The 13467-nt window shown below is 70.0% G+C and carries 16 protein-coding genes and 1 riboswitch; of the genes, 10 read left to right on the top strand and 6 right to left on the bottom strand.

Annotated elements, in window-relative coordinates:
- Positions 1-10 precede the first annotated feature (10 nt).
- The 3 genes from IC63_RS07415 to IC63_RS07405 are packed head-to-tail and all read right to left on the bottom strand — an operon-like array spanning position 11 to position 1903.
- Positions 11-1075: a YeeE/YedE family protein gene (locus IC63_RS07415; RefSeq protein WP_036718590.1), complete on the bottom strand. Its 1065-nt coding sequence runs from the start codon at positions 1073-1075 to the stop codon at positions 11-13.
- Between the two features lie 13 nt (positions 1076-1088).
- Positions 1089-1526, bottom strand: coding sequence for a DUF302 domain-containing protein (locus tag IC63_RS07410; protein WP_036718587.1), 438 nt, complete (start codon positions 1524-1526; stop codon positions 1089-1091).
- Positions 1523-1903, bottom strand: coding sequence for a thioredoxin domain-containing protein (locus IC63_RS07405; protein ID WP_052041957.1), 381 nt, complete (start codon positions 1901-1903; stop codon positions 1523-1525). The genes IC63_RS07410 and IC63_RS07405 overlap by 4 nt, the downstream gene beginning before the upstream one ends.
- Positions 1904-1979: 76 nt before the next feature.
- Here IC63_RS07405 and IC63_RS07400 point away from each other — a divergent pair, with 76 nt between their 5' ends.
- The 6 genes from IC63_RS07400 (at position 1980) to IC63_RS07375 (ending at position 8187) form a co-directional block, all read left to right on the top strand.
- Entirely contained in the window at positions 1980-2714 is a 735-nt protein-coding gene (locus tag IC63_RS07400; RefSeq protein ID WP_036718586.1) for a cytochrome c biogenesis CcdA family protein, read from the top strand.
- Positions 2715-2730: 16 nt separating this feature from the next.
- A complete protein-coding gene (locus tag IC63_RS07395) occupies positions 2731-3297 on the top strand; it encodes a thioredoxin family protein (RefSeq protein ID WP_036718584.1) in 567 nt (188 codons plus the stop codon).
- Positions 3298-3360: 63 nt separating this feature from the next.
- Positions 3361-3571, top strand: a riboswitch (cobalamin riboswitch).
- Positions 3572-3705: 134 nt separating this feature from the next.
- Positions 3706-5604, top strand: a complete 1899-nt coding sequence (locus IC63_RS07390) for a TonB-dependent receptor plug domain-containing protein (RefSeq protein ID WP_232222539.1) — start codon at positions 3706-3708, stop codon at positions 5602-5604.
- A complete protein-coding gene (locus IC63_RS07385) occupies positions 5598-6422 on the top strand; it encodes an ABC transporter substrate-binding protein (protein ID WP_036718583.1) in 825 nt (274 codons plus the stop codon). The genes IC63_RS07390 and IC63_RS07385 overlap by 7 nt, the downstream gene beginning before the upstream one ends.
- A complete protein-coding gene (locus tag IC63_RS07380; protein WP_156965401.1) occupies positions 6419-7420 on the top strand; it encodes a FecCD family ABC transporter permease in 1002 nt (333 codons plus the stop codon). Before IC63_RS07385 ends, IC63_RS07380 begins: the two co-directional genes overlap by 4 nt.
- Positions 7417-8187, top strand: a complete 771-nt coding sequence (locus tag IC63_RS07375) for an ABC transporter ATP-binding protein (protein ID WP_036718581.1) — start codon at positions 7417-7419, stop codon at positions 8185-8187. The genes IC63_RS07380 and IC63_RS07375 overlap by 4 nt, the downstream gene beginning before the upstream one ends.
- Before the next feature lie 89 nt (positions 8188-8276).
- Here the strand turns inward: IC63_RS07375 and IC63_RS07370 are convergent, their stop codons facing one another.
- Entirely contained in the window at positions 8277-8861 is a 585-nt protein-coding gene (locus IC63_RS07370) for an NADPH-dependent FMN reductase (protein WP_232222538.1), read from the bottom strand.
- A gap of 75 nt (positions 8862-8936) precedes the next feature.
- Here IC63_RS07370 and IC63_RS07365 point away from each other — a divergent pair, with 75 nt between their 5' ends.
- Positions 8937-9308: a winged helix-turn-helix transcriptional regulator gene (locus IC63_RS07365; protein ID WP_036718577.1), complete on the top strand. Its 372-nt coding sequence runs from the start codon at positions 8937-8939 to the stop codon at positions 9306-9308.
- Here the strand turns inward: IC63_RS07365 and IC63_RS07360 are convergent.
- Positions 9293-9811 (bottom strand): hypothetical protein, encoded by a 519-nt coding sequence (locus IC63_RS07360; protein WP_036718575.1) that lies wholly within the window; start codon positions 9809-9811, stop codon positions 9293-9295. The genes IC63_RS07365 and IC63_RS07360 overlap by 16 nt on opposite strands.
- A gap of 146 nt (positions 9812-9957) precedes the next feature.
- Between IC63_RS07360 and cobT the strand changes: the two genes are divergently transcribed.
- Both cobT and IC63_RS07350 read left to right on the top strand, forming a co-directional pair.
- Positions 9958-11820, top strand: a complete 1863-nt coding sequence (cobT, locus tag IC63_RS07355) for a cobaltochelatase subunit CobT (protein ID WP_036718573.1) — start codon at positions 9958-9960, stop codon at positions 11818-11820.
- A gap of 46 nt (positions 11821-11866) precedes the next feature.
- Complete coding sequence (locus IC63_RS07350; RefSeq protein WP_052041956.1) at positions 11867-13045, top strand: patatin-like phospholipase family protein; 1179 nt, start codon at positions 11867-11869, stop codon at positions 13043-13045.
- Between the two features lies 1 nt (position 13046).
- Here the strand turns inward: IC63_RS07350 and IC63_RS07345 are convergent, their stop codons facing one another.
- Positions 13047-13259 carry a hypervirulence associated TUDOR domain-containing protein gene (locus IC63_RS07345; protein WP_036718571.1) on the bottom strand — a complete coding sequence of 71 codons (213 nt, stop codon included), beginning with the start codon at positions 13257-13259 and terminating at the stop codon, positions 13047-13049.
- Positions 13260-13278: 19 nt separating this feature from the next.
- Here IC63_RS07345 and IC63_RS07340 point away from each other — a divergent pair.
- Positions 13279-13467: DUF488 family protein (locus IC63_RS07340; protein WP_036718568.1), on the top strand; the 189-nt coding region annotated here is incomplete at its 3' end.

Genomic DNA, 13467 nt, shown 5'->3' with positions numbered 1-13467 from the left:
CCCCGCCCGTTCAGCTTTGCGGGCGATAGTCGATCAGCCGGTCGGTGATCCCGGCGCCGACGAAAAAGAAGAACAGCGTCAGCCACGCCGTGCCCGACAGGATCGAACTGCCGGTGACGCCGGCGCCGATGGCGCAGCCGCCGGCCAGCATTGCGCCCATGCCCATCAGCGCGCCGCCCAGCATGTAGCGGCGCATCGAGGCCGCGCCCTCGAACCCCTGCCAGGCAAATTCGCCGTTCAGCAGCGCCGCGGCGGCGGCGCCCAGGCAGGCGCCGATCACCAGCCCGACCTCGAAGCTGAGCGGACCGGCGGGGACCAGGAAGAACATCAGCGCCTCGGCCGAGGGGCCGGAAAAGGTCACCGAGTTGACCGATACCGGCTCGAACGCGATCTGGGCCAGCGCATAGGTCAGGACCCAGCCCACGGCGACGGAAAAGCCGACGCCCGCGGCAAAGACCAGCTTGCGCGGGCCGATCCCGTGGCGAAACGACAGATACAGCGCCAGCGCCGCGGTCAGCAGCCCGACCACCAGCCCGGTTTCCTCGGGCAGTCCGAGCAGGCTGACAAGCTCGATGTTGCGCCCGTTCGGCGTCACCCACAGCGCGGCCAGGTACTGCCGCGCGGGCGCCAGCCAGCCCTGCAGGCTCATCTGCGCGAAGACCGCGAAGATCAGCCCGGTCATGACCGACCTCAGGTTGCCGCTGGACGCAAGGATCACCAGCCGCCCCGAACAGCCCCGCGCCAGCACCATCCCGGCGCCGAACATCAGCCCGCCAACGATGGCGCCGGACCACGAGCCGGTCACGCTCATCATCCGCGCGGACTGCGGATCGAACAACCCCGACAGCCGCGCCGCCTGCACCCAGACGAGCGCGGTCGAAAAGCACAGCAGCCAGATCGCCATCCGCGGCCCCAGGCTGCCGCGGGCGAACTCGATGGTGGCCGAGCGCAGGCAGAAGGCTGACCGCTGCGCCGCGACGCCGAAGATCGCGCCGGTCAGCACGCCGATCAGCGCGGCCAGCTGCGGCTCTCCCAGCCGTTCGGCCAGTTGGGTCAGATCGAGCAGGTCGTTCATGCGGGCCGCGTGCTCAGTTCAGCGCGTCGGCGACGATGCCGTCCAGCAGCTCGGTCACCGGCGCCATTGCGGGATCGGCATAGGCGCGGTGCCCGACCGTGATCTTGCCCGGCGCATCCGGCGTTTCATAGACGAACACCGCATAGGGGCAATGCTGCAGGTTTGCGATGTCGGCCTCCATCACCTGCCGCGACGCGGTGGCCGAACAGAAGGTGAAGGTCGTCGCATGGGTGAACAGGTCCTTGGTGCCGCCCACGTCCGCCTTGGTGCGGGCCAGCATCTCGCCGACCTGGTGGGTGCCGTCGATGACCAGCCCGGCATTGATGATCGCCGATTCGACCGCCGCCGCGACATCGTCGAAGCTGCCCTCGGTCGTCTGCGTGACCGGAGCTTCGGCGTGGGCGGCGGTGGCGAGGATCAGCACGGCGCAAGCGGCGGTCAGGGTCTTCATGGCTGGTTCTCCTGTTGCGGTGGTTGGGCGAGGGTGGCCGTGTCGATCAGCTCGTTCAAGAGCGGCCAGAAGAATTCGTCGCCCGGATAGCCCTCGATCCGGCCGGTCTCGCGGCCGTCGTTCAGCATGACGAAGGTCGGGGTGAAGGTCGCCGGACGATCGAGCGTGATGTCGGCGGGCACCGGCTCGCGCAGCTGGATGCGGCGCAGGGGGGCGGCCTTGCCCTCGTCGGTCCTGGGCAGGATCGGCGCGATGTCGCGGTCCCAGCGGGCGCAATAGACGCAGCCCGGCTGCTCGATCATCAGCAGGGTCAGCTCGGCCGCGGCGGGGCTCGCGGCCAGCAGCGGGATGACAAGCGACAGCGCACGCAGGACCATTGACCGGACCCCTTTCCTCACCGAGTATTCATCCATCGGATTATTCGAAGTTTGAGCGAAAGGCAGGGCGGGCGCAATGTTCGACATTTCCTTTGGCGGCGCGGCGCTGGCCGGGCTGCTGTCCTTCCTGTCGCCCTGCATCCTGCCGATGGTGCCGTTCTACCTGTGCTACATGGCCGGGCTGTCGATGCAGGAGCTGAAGGGCGACCGCATCGTCCCCGGCGCCACCCGCCGCGTCGTGGTGCAGGCGATCGCCTTTGCGCTGGGGGTGACCTCGATCTTCGTGCTGATGGGGATGGGGGCCACCGCCCTGGGCCGGGCCTTCGGGGAATGGAAGCAGACCCTGTCCTGGGTGGCGGCGGCGGTGCTGTTCGTCTTTGGCCTGCATTTCCTGGGCGTGGTCCGCATCCCCTTCCTGTACCGCCAGGCGCGTATCGAGACCGAGACCAAGCCCGCCAGCCTCGCCGGCGCCTATGTCATGGGGCTCGCCTTCGGGTTCGGCTGGACCCCCTGCGTCGGCCCGGCGCTGGCCGCGATCCTGATGGTCGCGTCGGGGATGGGCGACATCTGGCGCGGCGGGTTGCTGCTGCTGGTCTACGGCCTGGCGATGACGCTGCCCTTCGTGCTGGCGGCGCTGTTCATCAACTCGTTCCTGCGCTGGGTCTCGCGCCACCGCAGCTTTCTGGCCCATATCGAAAAGGCGATGGGCGCGATGCTGATCCTGTTCGCGGTGCTGATCGCGACCGGCAGCGTCAACCGGATCGCCGATTTCATGATCCGTCACTTCGACTGGTCGTCGACGGTGACATGAGGGGGAGGATTGATCCATGCTGAGACGCATCCTGATGGCCGCCGCGCTGGCAGTCCTGGCGCTGCCCGCCGGCGCCGTGACGATCGGCGATGACGGGCTGCACAAGCCGGCCTGGCTGCAGGACACCTTCAAGGACCTGCGCGAGGACCTGGCCGACGCCAAGGCCGCCGGCAAGCACCTGATGGTGATCGTCGAACAGAGCGGCTGCATCTACTGCACCAAGATGCACGAGGAGGTGTTCGTCGACCCGGCCATCGAAAAGCTGCTGACCGAGGATTTCTATGTCGTGCAGATGAACCTGTTCGGCAGCGTCGAGATTACCGACCTGGACGGCACGGCGCTGCCGGAAAGCGAGATGGCGGCGCGCTGGGGGGTGATGTTCACCCCGACCATGCTGTTCCTGCCCGGCGAGGTCCCCGAGGTCCAGCCTGCCGCCCAGGCCGCCATCGCCACCGTCCCCGGCGCCTTCGGCAAGGGCACGGTCGAGGCGATGCTGGTGTGGGTCCGCGACGGGACCTATGAAAACGGCGAGCATTTCCAGAAATTCCTCGCCGCCCGGCTGGCCGAGGACAAGGCCGAGTAGACCGGCGCGGGACGGTAACCGCTGCCTTCCGCGGGGTCGTTGACTCGGCCTCGCGATTGGCGCATTGCCGTCGCCAGCTTCGGTCCCGGCTCAACGGTCGGGATAATAGGGAACACCGGTGCGCCGCGGGTCGACAGGCCCGGGCCAGGCCGGGGCTGCCCCCGCAACTGTAAGCGGTGAGCAAAGGCCGATGACGCCACTGGGGTTCCCCCGGGAAGGCCGGCCCGAGCCACGATCCGCGAGCCAGGAGACCTGCCGAGGCCTTCACCCATTTCCTGCGCGGGGCGCGCATGGAGAGCGGCCGTTCCGCAGTGGTGATCGACACTGTCCGGGATGGCCCGCGCGGACCACCCCGGCGCACCTCTGCAACCGCGGGCCGCGTGGTCCGCATGGGATGGACCGAACGAATTGACCCAGATCCGCAGCCTGCTTCTTTTGTCGACCTGCCTGTGTGCGCCGGCGCTGGCCGCCGCGCAGGACATCGCGCAGGACACCGCCGCGCCGACCAGCATCGTGCTTGACGAAATCGTGCTGTCGGCCGGGCTGACCTCCTCGGCCGCGGACGCCTATGGGCGGTCCTATACCGTGCTGACCGCCGAAGAACTCGACCGCCGCGGCCTCACCACCGTGCAGGACGCGCTGCGCGCGGTACCCGGCGTCGCGGTCAGCGACGGGGGCGCAGGCGCGACCCAGGTCCGCATCCGCGGTGGCGAAGGCAACCACACGCTGATCCTCATCGACGGGATCGAGGCCGCCGGCGGCGCGGACGAATACATGCTGAGCGGTCTGGAAACCGATAATGTCGACCGGATCGAGGTGCTGCGCGGGCCGCAATCGGTGTTCTACGGCTCGAATGCCTCGGCCGGGGTCATCAACATTATCACCGACAAGGGCGAACCCGGCCTGCATTACGGGGGCCGGGTCGAACTGGGGGACGGCGCGTCGGCTTCGGCCCGCGTCAGCCAGCGCAGCGACCGCGGCGGCATCGCGCTGAGCCTGTCGGCGACGGACGATCACGGCTATGACCTGTCCGGCGATGGCGGCGAAAAGGACGGGATCAACCGCAAGACGGTCGGCCTGTCCGGCGACTGGGCGGCCGCCGACGACCTGACCGTCGGCACCACGCTGCGCTGGTCCAGGGAACGCTACGACTACGACGCGCTGTCCTTTGCCGCCACCAATGCCGACAACTATGTCGTCGATGACGGGACGCTGTTCAGCGACCGCCGCGAAACCCAGGGCGGGGTCTGGGCCGAATATGCGATGGCCGGCGGCCGGGTGATCCACCGGCTCGACCTGCAGCGGTCGGATTTCAGGCAAAGCCACGAGAACGCGCCCGAGACGACCGGCAAGACCACCAAGCTGAAATACCGGCTGAGCTATGGCCTTGACGGCCAGCCGGTGGCCGAGGCGCGGCACCTGCTGAACTTCCTGGCCGAAAGGCAGACCGACGAAAGCTCGGCGGCCCCCGGTTTTGACCGCGACCTGACCGCCTTTGCGCTGGAATATCGCGGCTTTCTGGATAACGGGCTGGACATTCAGGCCGGCCTGCGCCGTGACGACAACGAGGTCTTCGGCGACTTCACCAGCTGGAACCTTGGCCTGTCCTGGCAGGTGCCGGACCGTCCGCTGCGGCTGCACGCCTCGGCCGGCCGGGCGCTGGTCAACCCGTCCCATTACGAGCTCTACGTCAATGACAGCTTTACGGCCGGCAACCTGAACCTGCGGCCGGAAACCAACCGCGGGGTCGATATCGGCATCGAATACCAGCTGCCCGACGATCGCGGGACCGTGGACCTGACCTGGTTCAGGGAACGGATGGACGACGAGATCACCTATGCCTACGGCGCCGCGCCGGACGGCCGCGCGACCTATGTCAACCAGTCCGGCGAAAGCCCGCGCGAAGGGGTGGAACTGACCGGCCGCGTGCAGGCGACGCCGGACCTGCTGGTGGCGCTGAACTATACCTATCTCGATGCTCGCAACCCCGACGGGTCGGTCGAGACGCGCCGCCCGCGGCACGAGCTGGGCCTGTCGGCGACCTATGCCTTCGCGCAAGGGGCCGGCAGCACGACGGTCGATTTCCGCCATGTGTCGGGGAACTACGACACCCAGTTCTGGGGAGCCTATCCGGTGCGGGAAATGGACGCCTATAACGTCGTCAACGTCTCGACGAGCTATGATCTGACCGACAATCTCCGCCTGACCGGCCGCGTGGTGAACCTCTTCGATCAGGATCATTCCGACGTCTGGGGCTTCGCCGCCCGCGGCAGGACGGCCTATCTGGGCCTCAGCGCCAAATGGTGATCCGCTGGCTCATGGCCGCCTGCCTTGTGGGCGGCCTGGGCCTGCCGGCCGGCGCCGACGAGGCGCCGCGCCGGGTCCTGTCGATGAACCTGTGCACCGACCAGCTGGCGATGCTGCTGGCGGCGCCGGGGCAGCTGGTCTCGGTCAGCCACGTGGCCCGGGACCCCCGCGCCTCGGCGCTGGCCGATCAGGCGATGGCCTATCCGGTCAATCACGGCGACGCCGAAGAGATCTATCTCGCCCGGCCCGACCTGGTGCTGGCGGACAGCTTCGCCAAGCCGGGCACGGTGCAACTGCTGCGCCGGCTGGGCCGGCGGGTCGAGCTGTTCGATGCCGCCCAGAGCTTTGACGAGCTGCGCCGCAACCTCATCCGCATGGGCGACCTGCTGGGTCGGCAGGACCAGGCGCGGGCGATGGTCGCGCGCTTCGACGCCGACCTGGCGGCGCTGGGGCGCCCCCCGGCCAACCGCCCGCGGGCGGCAATGTATGCAGCGAACGGCTACAGCGAGGGGCCCGAGAGCCTCGCGGGAGAGATCATCGACGCGGCCGGTTTCGCCAATCTCGCCGAGACGCTGGGCGTGGGCGGCGGCGGGACGGTGCCGCTCGAGGTGCTGATGCTGGCCGCGCCCGACCTGGTCATCACCGGCGAGCCCTATCCCGGCGCCTCGCGGTCCGAGGAGATCCTGCGCCATCCCGGCCTGACCGCGCTGACGGCCCGCAACCCGTCCCGGGTCATGGCGGACCGCGACTGGGTCTGCGCCACCCCGCAGGTGCTGCGGGCGGTGGCCGCACTGGCCGCCGCGCGCGAGGCAATGTGAGCGCGACCGCGTCCCACCGCCGGCTGCTGGCCGGCCTGACGGCGCTGGTGGCGCTGCTGTTCGTGGCCTCGCTGCTGACCGGTCCCGCCCATGTCGGCGCGGTCGACAGCCTCGCCGCGCTGTTTCGGGGTCAGGACGACATGCTGGCGCTGGTGATGCGGGAAATCCGGCTGCCACGCGCGATCCTCGGCCTGCTGGTCGGCGCCGCGCTTGGCATGACGGGGGCGGTCCTGCAGGGGTTCCTGCGCAATCCGCTGGCCGATCCGGGGCTGATCGGGACCAGCGCCTCGGCCGGGCTGGGGGCGGTGCTGGCGATCCACACCGGCCTCGCCTCGGCCTTTGCGCTGGGGCTGCCCCTGGCGGCGCTGGCCGGGGCGGCGGCCTCGGTCGCGCTGGTGCTGCTGCTGGCGGGTCCGCGCGGCGACGCGCTGGCGCTGATCCTCGCCGGCGTCGCGATCTCGGCCCTGGCCGGGGCGCTGACCTCGCTGGTCCTGAACCTGTCGCCCAATCCCTTTGCCGCCAACGAGATCGTGTTCTGGATGATGGGCTCGCTGGCCGATCGCTCGATGCTGCATGTGTGGATCGCGGCCCCGATCATGGCGGCGGGGTTTCTGCTGCTGTGGCCCACGCGCCGGGCGCTGGACGCGCTGACGCTGGGCGAGGATACCGCCGCCTCGTCCGGCATCGCGCTGAAGGGGCTGCGGCTGCGGCTGGTTGGCGGCGTCGCGGCGCTGGTCGGCGCGGCCACCGCCGTCGCGGGGGCGGTCGGCTTCGTCGGGCTGGTGGTGCCGCATCTGCTGCGCCCCGCCGTGGGCGCGAGCCCGTCGCGGCTGGTGCCGGCCTCGGCGCTCGGCGGGGCAGCGGTGGTGATGGCCGCAGACATCGCCGTGCGGCTGCTGGCGCCGGGGCGCGATCTCAAGCTGGGGGTGCTGACGGCGTTGGTCGGCACGCCGTTCTTCCTGCACCTGATCCTCCGCACCCGGAGACAGACGCTGTGAGCGGGCTGACGCTGCAGGGCCTCGGGCTCACTCGCAACGGCAGGGCGGTCCTGTCCGGGGTCGATCTGCGCATCGCGCCGGGCGAGTTCGTCGGCCTGCTGGGACCGAACGGCGCCGGCAAGACCACGCTGCTGCGCGCCGCGTTGGGGCTGCTGCCCGCCGACGGTCGGTCGTCGCTGGCCGACCTGCCGGAAGCGGCCCGCGCCCGTGTCGCCGCCTTCGTCGCGCAGGGGCGCCACATCGCCTGGCCGATGCCGGTCGACTCGCTGGTCGCCCTGGGCCGGATCGCCCATCCCGGCGCGGCCCGCGCCGCCGACCGCGCCGCCATCGACCGCGCCATCGTGGCGCTTGGCCTGCAGGGGCTGCGCCACCGGCAGGCGACCGAGCTGTCGGGCGGCGAGCAGGCCCGCGTCCTCATCGCCCGCGCCCTTGCGCAGGACACCCCGATCCTGTTCGCCGACGAGCCCATCGCCGGGCTCGACCCCGCCGCGCAGATCGAAGTCATGCGGCTGTTCCGCGACCTGGCCGGGCAGGGCCGGACGGTGCTGGCGTCGCTGCACGACCTGGGGCTGGCGGCGCGGTTCTGTTCGCGGCTGGTGCTGCTGCATGAGGGCCGGCTGGTGGCGGACGGCTGCCCGTCCGAGGTGCTGACCCCTGCCAACATCGCCCAGGTCTTCGGCATCACCGCGCATCTGTCGCAGGGGCCGGACGGGCTGGTGTACCAGGCGCTGGACCTGATCGCGCGCCCCCGGCCGAGCCGGGGGTAACCGGGGCGGCATGCCTCCCGGTCCCGCCGGATCGGGCGACATCTGAAGGTCGGCCGGGGGCAGACGCAGTGGACCCCGACCGTCCGCGATCAGGCCTCGCGCGCGGCCTTGGTGGCCTTGGTCCACCAGACAAGCTCGTCCAGCATCGCACTCAGCGCCGCCTGCAGGTGGCCTTCGATCTCGCTCATCGGGGCGTTCTCGCCGCCGGACCAAACCTTGTAGAAATCGCTGCCGCCGATATGAACGGCGTTGCGCAGCGGCACCATTTGAAGCTCGACGCTGATCGTGCGCAGATGCTCCAGCGCCCGCGCGCCGCCCACGCCGCCATATGCGACGGCCGCCATCGGCTTGCGGGCCCAGCCGGTGTAATCCTGGTCCAGCGCGTTCTTGAGCGAACCGGAGATCGAGTGGTTGTATTCGGCGGTCACGAACACATAGCCGTCGAAGCTTTTCACCTTTTCCTGCCACCTTACCGCATGCGGGTCTTCCGACGGCAACCAGGCGTTCGAGGCGACCTCGTCGAACATGGGCAGATCGAAGTCGCGCAGGTCGACAAGTTCGAAATCCAGTTCGGCGTGGTCCGCCACCTGCTCCATGAACCACTGCGCCGGCTTGTCGGCAAAGCGCGCCTTGCGGGTGGTACCGATGATGACGCCGATACGGGGCTTGGACATTTGAGTCTCCATGACTAAGTTGGTAACTTGAAGTTACTAAGGGCGCTTCAGCGACCGCCACAAGAGGGCACCCCAGTGAAACCATGCGACACCCAGGATACCGGCACCTGCCAGCGGATCAGCGAGATGCTGTCGCGGATCGGTGACAAGTGGACGCTGCTGATCGTGCGCGAACTGGGGCAGGGGCCGCTGCGGTTCTCGGCGCTCAAGCGGCGGCTCGGCAGCATCTCGCAGAAGATGCTGACGGCCACGCTGCGCAATCTGGAACGCGACGGGATGGTCAGCCGCACGGTGACGCCCGCGACCCCGCCGCAGGTGGAATACGCGCTGACTGCAATGGGTCACGACCTGTTCCGGCCGATCGCGGCGCTGGCGGAATGGACGATCACCCATGCCGACGCGATCGACGCCGCGCGGCAGGCCTATGATGGTCAGCGGGCGGCGTAGTTCATCAGGGCGCGGAACAGCTCGGGCGGCAGGTTCTGGGGATCGGTGATGGTGATCGTGGTCCCCGCGGGCAGAGCCGCCGGATCGGCGGGGATGCGCGGATCGGGCCGCTGCCGGATCGGGGTCGCTGCCGCCAGGTCGCGCGGTAGCACCGGCGCGATCCCGCCGCCCGGCGCGCGCGCCAGCGGCGGCAGGGTTGGCATGGTCACCGACGGCCCGTCGCCCACCGCCTGCGCCAGCCCCTGCGCGGCCAGCGCCTGGTCCTGGGCCGTGGCAAGCCGCGCCTCCAACTCGCGGGTCCGCTCGGCGCCCAGCCGGGCCAGCTGCGCGTTGACCTGCGCCTGCACGTCCCGCTGCATCTGCGCCGTCACCGCGCCCAGCTGCGCGTTTACCGCCGCCACCCCGTCCGAGAACCCCGTGTTGTAGCACGCCCGCGGCGTCCCGCAGTCCTGCGCCAGCGCCGGCAAGGGGGACAACAGCAGGGCAAGAAACATCACGCGCATCGAACGATCCCCTTTGGCCATGCCGGGCGAACGCCCGCCAACGCGCTTGGGTTCTTCTTTGCGGAAATATCCCGGGGTCCGGGGCAGCGCTCCGGTCCGCGCCGCGCCATATGGACACCCGCGCGCCAAAGCCGCACAACGGTTCCATGCAGAAATCCGACAACCCCGCCGATCCGTTCAAGAAGGCCCTGACCGAGGCGACCCGCGCCCTCGCCGCCGAGCACGAGCTGAGCGTCACCTTCACCGCCGATCCCTCGGGGGTGGCGGGCGACACCATGCGCCTGCCGCAGATCAGCCGGCGGATGACGCGGGACGAAATCCTGATGGCGCGCGGCACCGCCGACGCGCTGGCGATGAAGCTGCGTCACCATGACGCCGCCACCCACGCGAAATACGCCCCCGCCGGGCCGATGGCGCGCGAGCTTTACGAGGCGATGGAGACCGCGCGCTGCGAGGCGCTGGGCGCCCGCGACATGCCCGGCGCGCTGTCGAACATCGACGCCAAGCTGGGGGCCGAGGCCGACCGCAAGGGCTACGGCCAGATCCGCGCCGCGGCCGACGCGCCGCTGGCTGCCGCAGCGGGCTACCTGGTCCGCCAGGCGGCGACCGGCCGCACCCTGCCGCCCGCCGCCCAGCACGTCGCCGATCTGTGGCGGCCCTTCGTCGAACAGCAGGCCGGCGGGGCGCTCGCCGATGTCGATGCGGCGCTGGCCGACCAGGCCAGCTTTGCCCGGCTCGCCCGCCGGATGATCGCCGATCTGGGCTATGGCGACCAGCTGGGCGACGACCCCGACGAGCCGCAGCAGGACGAGCCCGAGGAGAACGCCGAGCAGGAGGACGAATCCGGCGACAGCCAGTCCCGCGAGGAACAGGAGGGCGACGACGCCGAAGCCTCGCCCGAGCAGTCGCAGGAGCGCACCCAGGACGAACGGCAGGCACAGGTGTCGCTGGACGACCAGTCCGACGAAGAGCTGGTCGAAGACGCCGAGATGGCCGACAGCGAGATGCCGCCGGAACTGCCGCCTCCGGTCAGCGAGGCGTCGGCCGACTATCGCGTCTATGCGCAGGAATTCGACGAGGAAATCCGCGCCGAGGACCTCGCCGAGCCGGCCGAGCTGGAACGGCTGCGGGCCTATCTGGACAAGCAGCTCGACCCGCTGAAGGGGGCCGTGAGCCGGCTCGCCAACAAGCTGCAACGCCGCCTGCAGGCGCAGCAGAACCGCAGCTGGGAATTCGACAAGGAAGAGGGGGTGCTGGACGCCGGCCGTCTGGCGCGGGTGGTGGCGAACCCGACCACGCCCCTGTCCTTCAAGTGGGAAAAGGACACCGAGTTCCGCGACACGGTGGTGACGCTGCTGATCGACAATTCCGGGTCGATGCGCGGCCGCCCGATCTCGATCGCCGCGATCTGCGCTGACGTGCTGGCACGGACGCTGGAACGCTGCTCGGTCAAGGTCGAGATCCTCGGCTTCACCACCCGCGCCTGGAAGGGTGGGCAGAGCCGCGAGAAATGGCTCAAGGACGGCCGGCCGGCCGCGCCGGGGCGGCTGAACGACCTGCGCCACATCATCTACAAGGGCGCCGACGCGCCGTGGCGGCGGGTGCGGCCGAACCTGGGCCTGATGATGAAGGAAGGGCTGCTGAAGGAAAACATCGACGGCGAGGCGCTGGAATGGGCGCATCGGCGGATGGGCAGGCGGCCCGAGGCGCGCAAGATCCTGATGGTGATTTCCGACGGGGCGCCGGTCGATGACAGCACACTGTCGGTGAACCCGGCCAACTACCTGGAAAAGCACCTGCGCGACGTGATCGCGATGGTAGAAAAGCGCCGCCAGGTCGAACTGATCGCGATCGGCATCGGCCACGACGTGACCCGCTATTACGACCGCGCGGTGACGATCACCGACGTGGACCAGCTGGCCGGGGCGATGACCGAACAGCTGGCGGCGCTGTTCGAAAGCGACCCGCGCAAGCGGGCGCGGGCGATGGCCGGCAGTTCGCGGCGCTGACACGGGGGGTGCGGAAATTGGCATTGCGGACTCGCGGGGGGACGAGATGATCGCAGCGCACCGCGCGGGCCGGACCGCCCGCAGCCTCGTCCTTGTGACTGCGGCGCTGGCGACCGCCGCCTGCGACCTCGGGCCGGTGCGGGACCTGCCGGCGGTGCCGGCGGCGGCGACGCTGAACGCCGCCCCGCCCGGCTATGGCCGCATCCGCGCCTATGGCAACGTGATCGGCGCCAGCGACGCGCAGACCGACTCGCTGGGTGCGGCGGCGCTGGCCCGGCTGCGCGGGGCCGAGGCGGTGGACATCCTCGCGCTGTCGGGCGGCGGCGATGGCGGGGCCTTCGGCGCCGGGCTGCTGATCGGCTGGACCGAACGTGGCGACCGGCCGGAATTCGACATGGTCACCGGCGTCTCGACCGGGGCGCTGATCGCGCCGCTGGCTTTCCTCGGGCCGCGCTATGACGGTGAGCTGCGCCGATCCTACACCCAGACGCAGCGGTCGGATGTGGTGCTGCTGAAGCCGCTGCAGGTGTTGACGGGGGCGCCCTCGGTCGGCGACAGCTCGCCCCTGCGCGACCGCATCGCGGCGATCGTGACGCCGGCGATGGTCGACGAGATCGCCGCAGAGCGCCGCAAGGGCCGGCTGCTGCTGATCGGCACCACCAACCTTGACGCCCAGCGGCAGGTGATCTGGGACATCGGCCGCATCGCGGCGTCCGGCCAGCCGGACCGGGTCGAGCTGATCCGCGCCATCCTGCTCGCCTCGGCCTCGATCCCCGCGGCCTTCCCGCCGGTCGCCATCGACGTGGTGGCCGACGGGCACCGCTTTCAGGAAATGCACGTCGATGGCGGCGTGACCCGGGGCGTCTTCGCCTATCCGCCCGAGGTGACGTTGCCGCCCCGTCGCGGGCCGCGGCGGATGTGGGTGGTGCGGAATTCCAAGCTCGGGCCGGAACCCGAGACGGTGGCCCAGAACGCGCTGGCCATCGCCGGGCGCAGCGTCAGCACGATGATCAAGGCGCAGTCGCTGGTGGATATTTCCGAGATTCAGCACCTCGCGCGCCGGGACGGGTTCGACTTCCACGTCACCGCCGTGCCCGCCGCGCAGCGGCTGCCGCAGGGGCTGCCCTTCGATCCGGCCTACATGGACACCGTCTATCGCGTGGGCCTCGCGAGCGGCCGGTCGCGGAACGGCTGGGCCGACAGCCCGGCGCCGCTGCTGGACTGACTCAGCCGACCTTCGTCAGCGCGCCGGCCTTGTGATAGGCGATGTGGCCGGTCTTGTCGCTGGCGATCTCGTATTGCGGATCGTCCTGCGAACAATGCCGCGTATAGCCGTTCACCTGAAAATCCTGCGGATGGACGCGGGTGATGCGGCCGCTGACGCGCCCGGCCTCAGAATTCCAGCTGACGTGATCACCCGTCTTGAACTCGTGGGACATTTGCTCCCTCCTGCAAGGCATGACGTTATTCTACACTATCGGGCATTCGACGCGCAGTCTTGATGAGCTCGGGGCGCTGCTGCACGCCGCGGATGTGCGGTTGGTCTGCGACGTGCGGTCGATCCCGCGGTCGCGCGCGAACCCGCAATATGACCGGGCCACGCTGCCCGAGATGCTGGCTGAACGGCAGCTGGGTTATGTCCTGATC

The organism is Paracoccus sphaerophysae (genome assembly GCF_000763805.1).
GTDB lineage: Bacteria > Pseudomonadota > Alphaproteobacteria > Rhodobacterales > Rhodobacteraceae > Paracoccus > Paracoccus sphaerophysae.
The sequence above is the reverse complement of the archived record's forward strand: the minus strand, read 5'-3'. Positions and strand labels throughout refer to the sequence as shown.

Excerpts from the sequence above, each read along its gene's own strand:
- IC63_RS07415 (WP_036718590.1), bottom strand. The coding sequence starts at position 1,075 with ATGAACGACCTGCTCGATCTGACCCAACTGGCCGAACGGCTGGGAGAG.
- IC63_RS07410 (WP_036718587.1), bottom strand. The coding sequence starts at position 1,526 with ATGAAGACCCTGACCGCCGCTTGCGCCGTGCTGATCCTCGCCACCGCC.
- IC63_RS07405 (WP_052041957.1), bottom strand. The coding sequence starts at position 1,903 with ATGGTCCTGCGTGCGCTGTCGCTTGTCATCCCGCTGCTGGCCGCGAGC.
- IC63_RS07400 (WP_036718586.1), top strand. The coding sequence starts at position 1,980 with ATGTTCGACATTTCCTTTGGCGGCGCGGCGCTGGCCGGGCTGCTGTCC.
- IC63_RS07395 (WP_036718584.1), top strand. The coding sequence starts at position 2,731 with ATGCTGAGACGCATCCTGATGGCCGCCGCGCTGGCAGTCCTGGCGCTG.
- IC63_RS07385 (WP_036718583.1), top strand. The coding sequence starts at position 5,598 with ATGGTGATCCGCTGGCTCATGGCCGCCTGCCTTGTGGGCGGCCTGGGC.
- IC63_RS07370 (WP_232222538.1), bottom strand. The coding sequence starts at position 8,861 with ATGTCCAAGCCCCGTATCGGCGTCATCATCGGTACCACCCGCAAGGCG.
- IC63_RS07360 (WP_036718575.1), bottom strand. The coding sequence starts at position 9,811 with ATGCGCGTGATGTTTCTTGCCCTGCTGTTGTCCCCCTTGCCGGCGCTG.
- cobT (WP_036718573.1), top strand. The coding sequence starts at position 9,958 with ATGCAGAAATCCGACAACCCCGCCGATCCGTTCAAGAAGGCCCTGACC.
- IC63_RS07350 (WP_052041956.1), top strand. The coding sequence starts at position 11,867 with ATGATCGCAGCGCACCGCGCGGGCCGGACCGCCCGCAGCCTCGTCCTT.
- IC63_RS07345 (WP_036718571.1), bottom strand. The coding sequence starts at position 13,259 with ATGTCCCACGAGTTCAAGACGGGTGATCACGTCAGCTGGAATTCTGAG.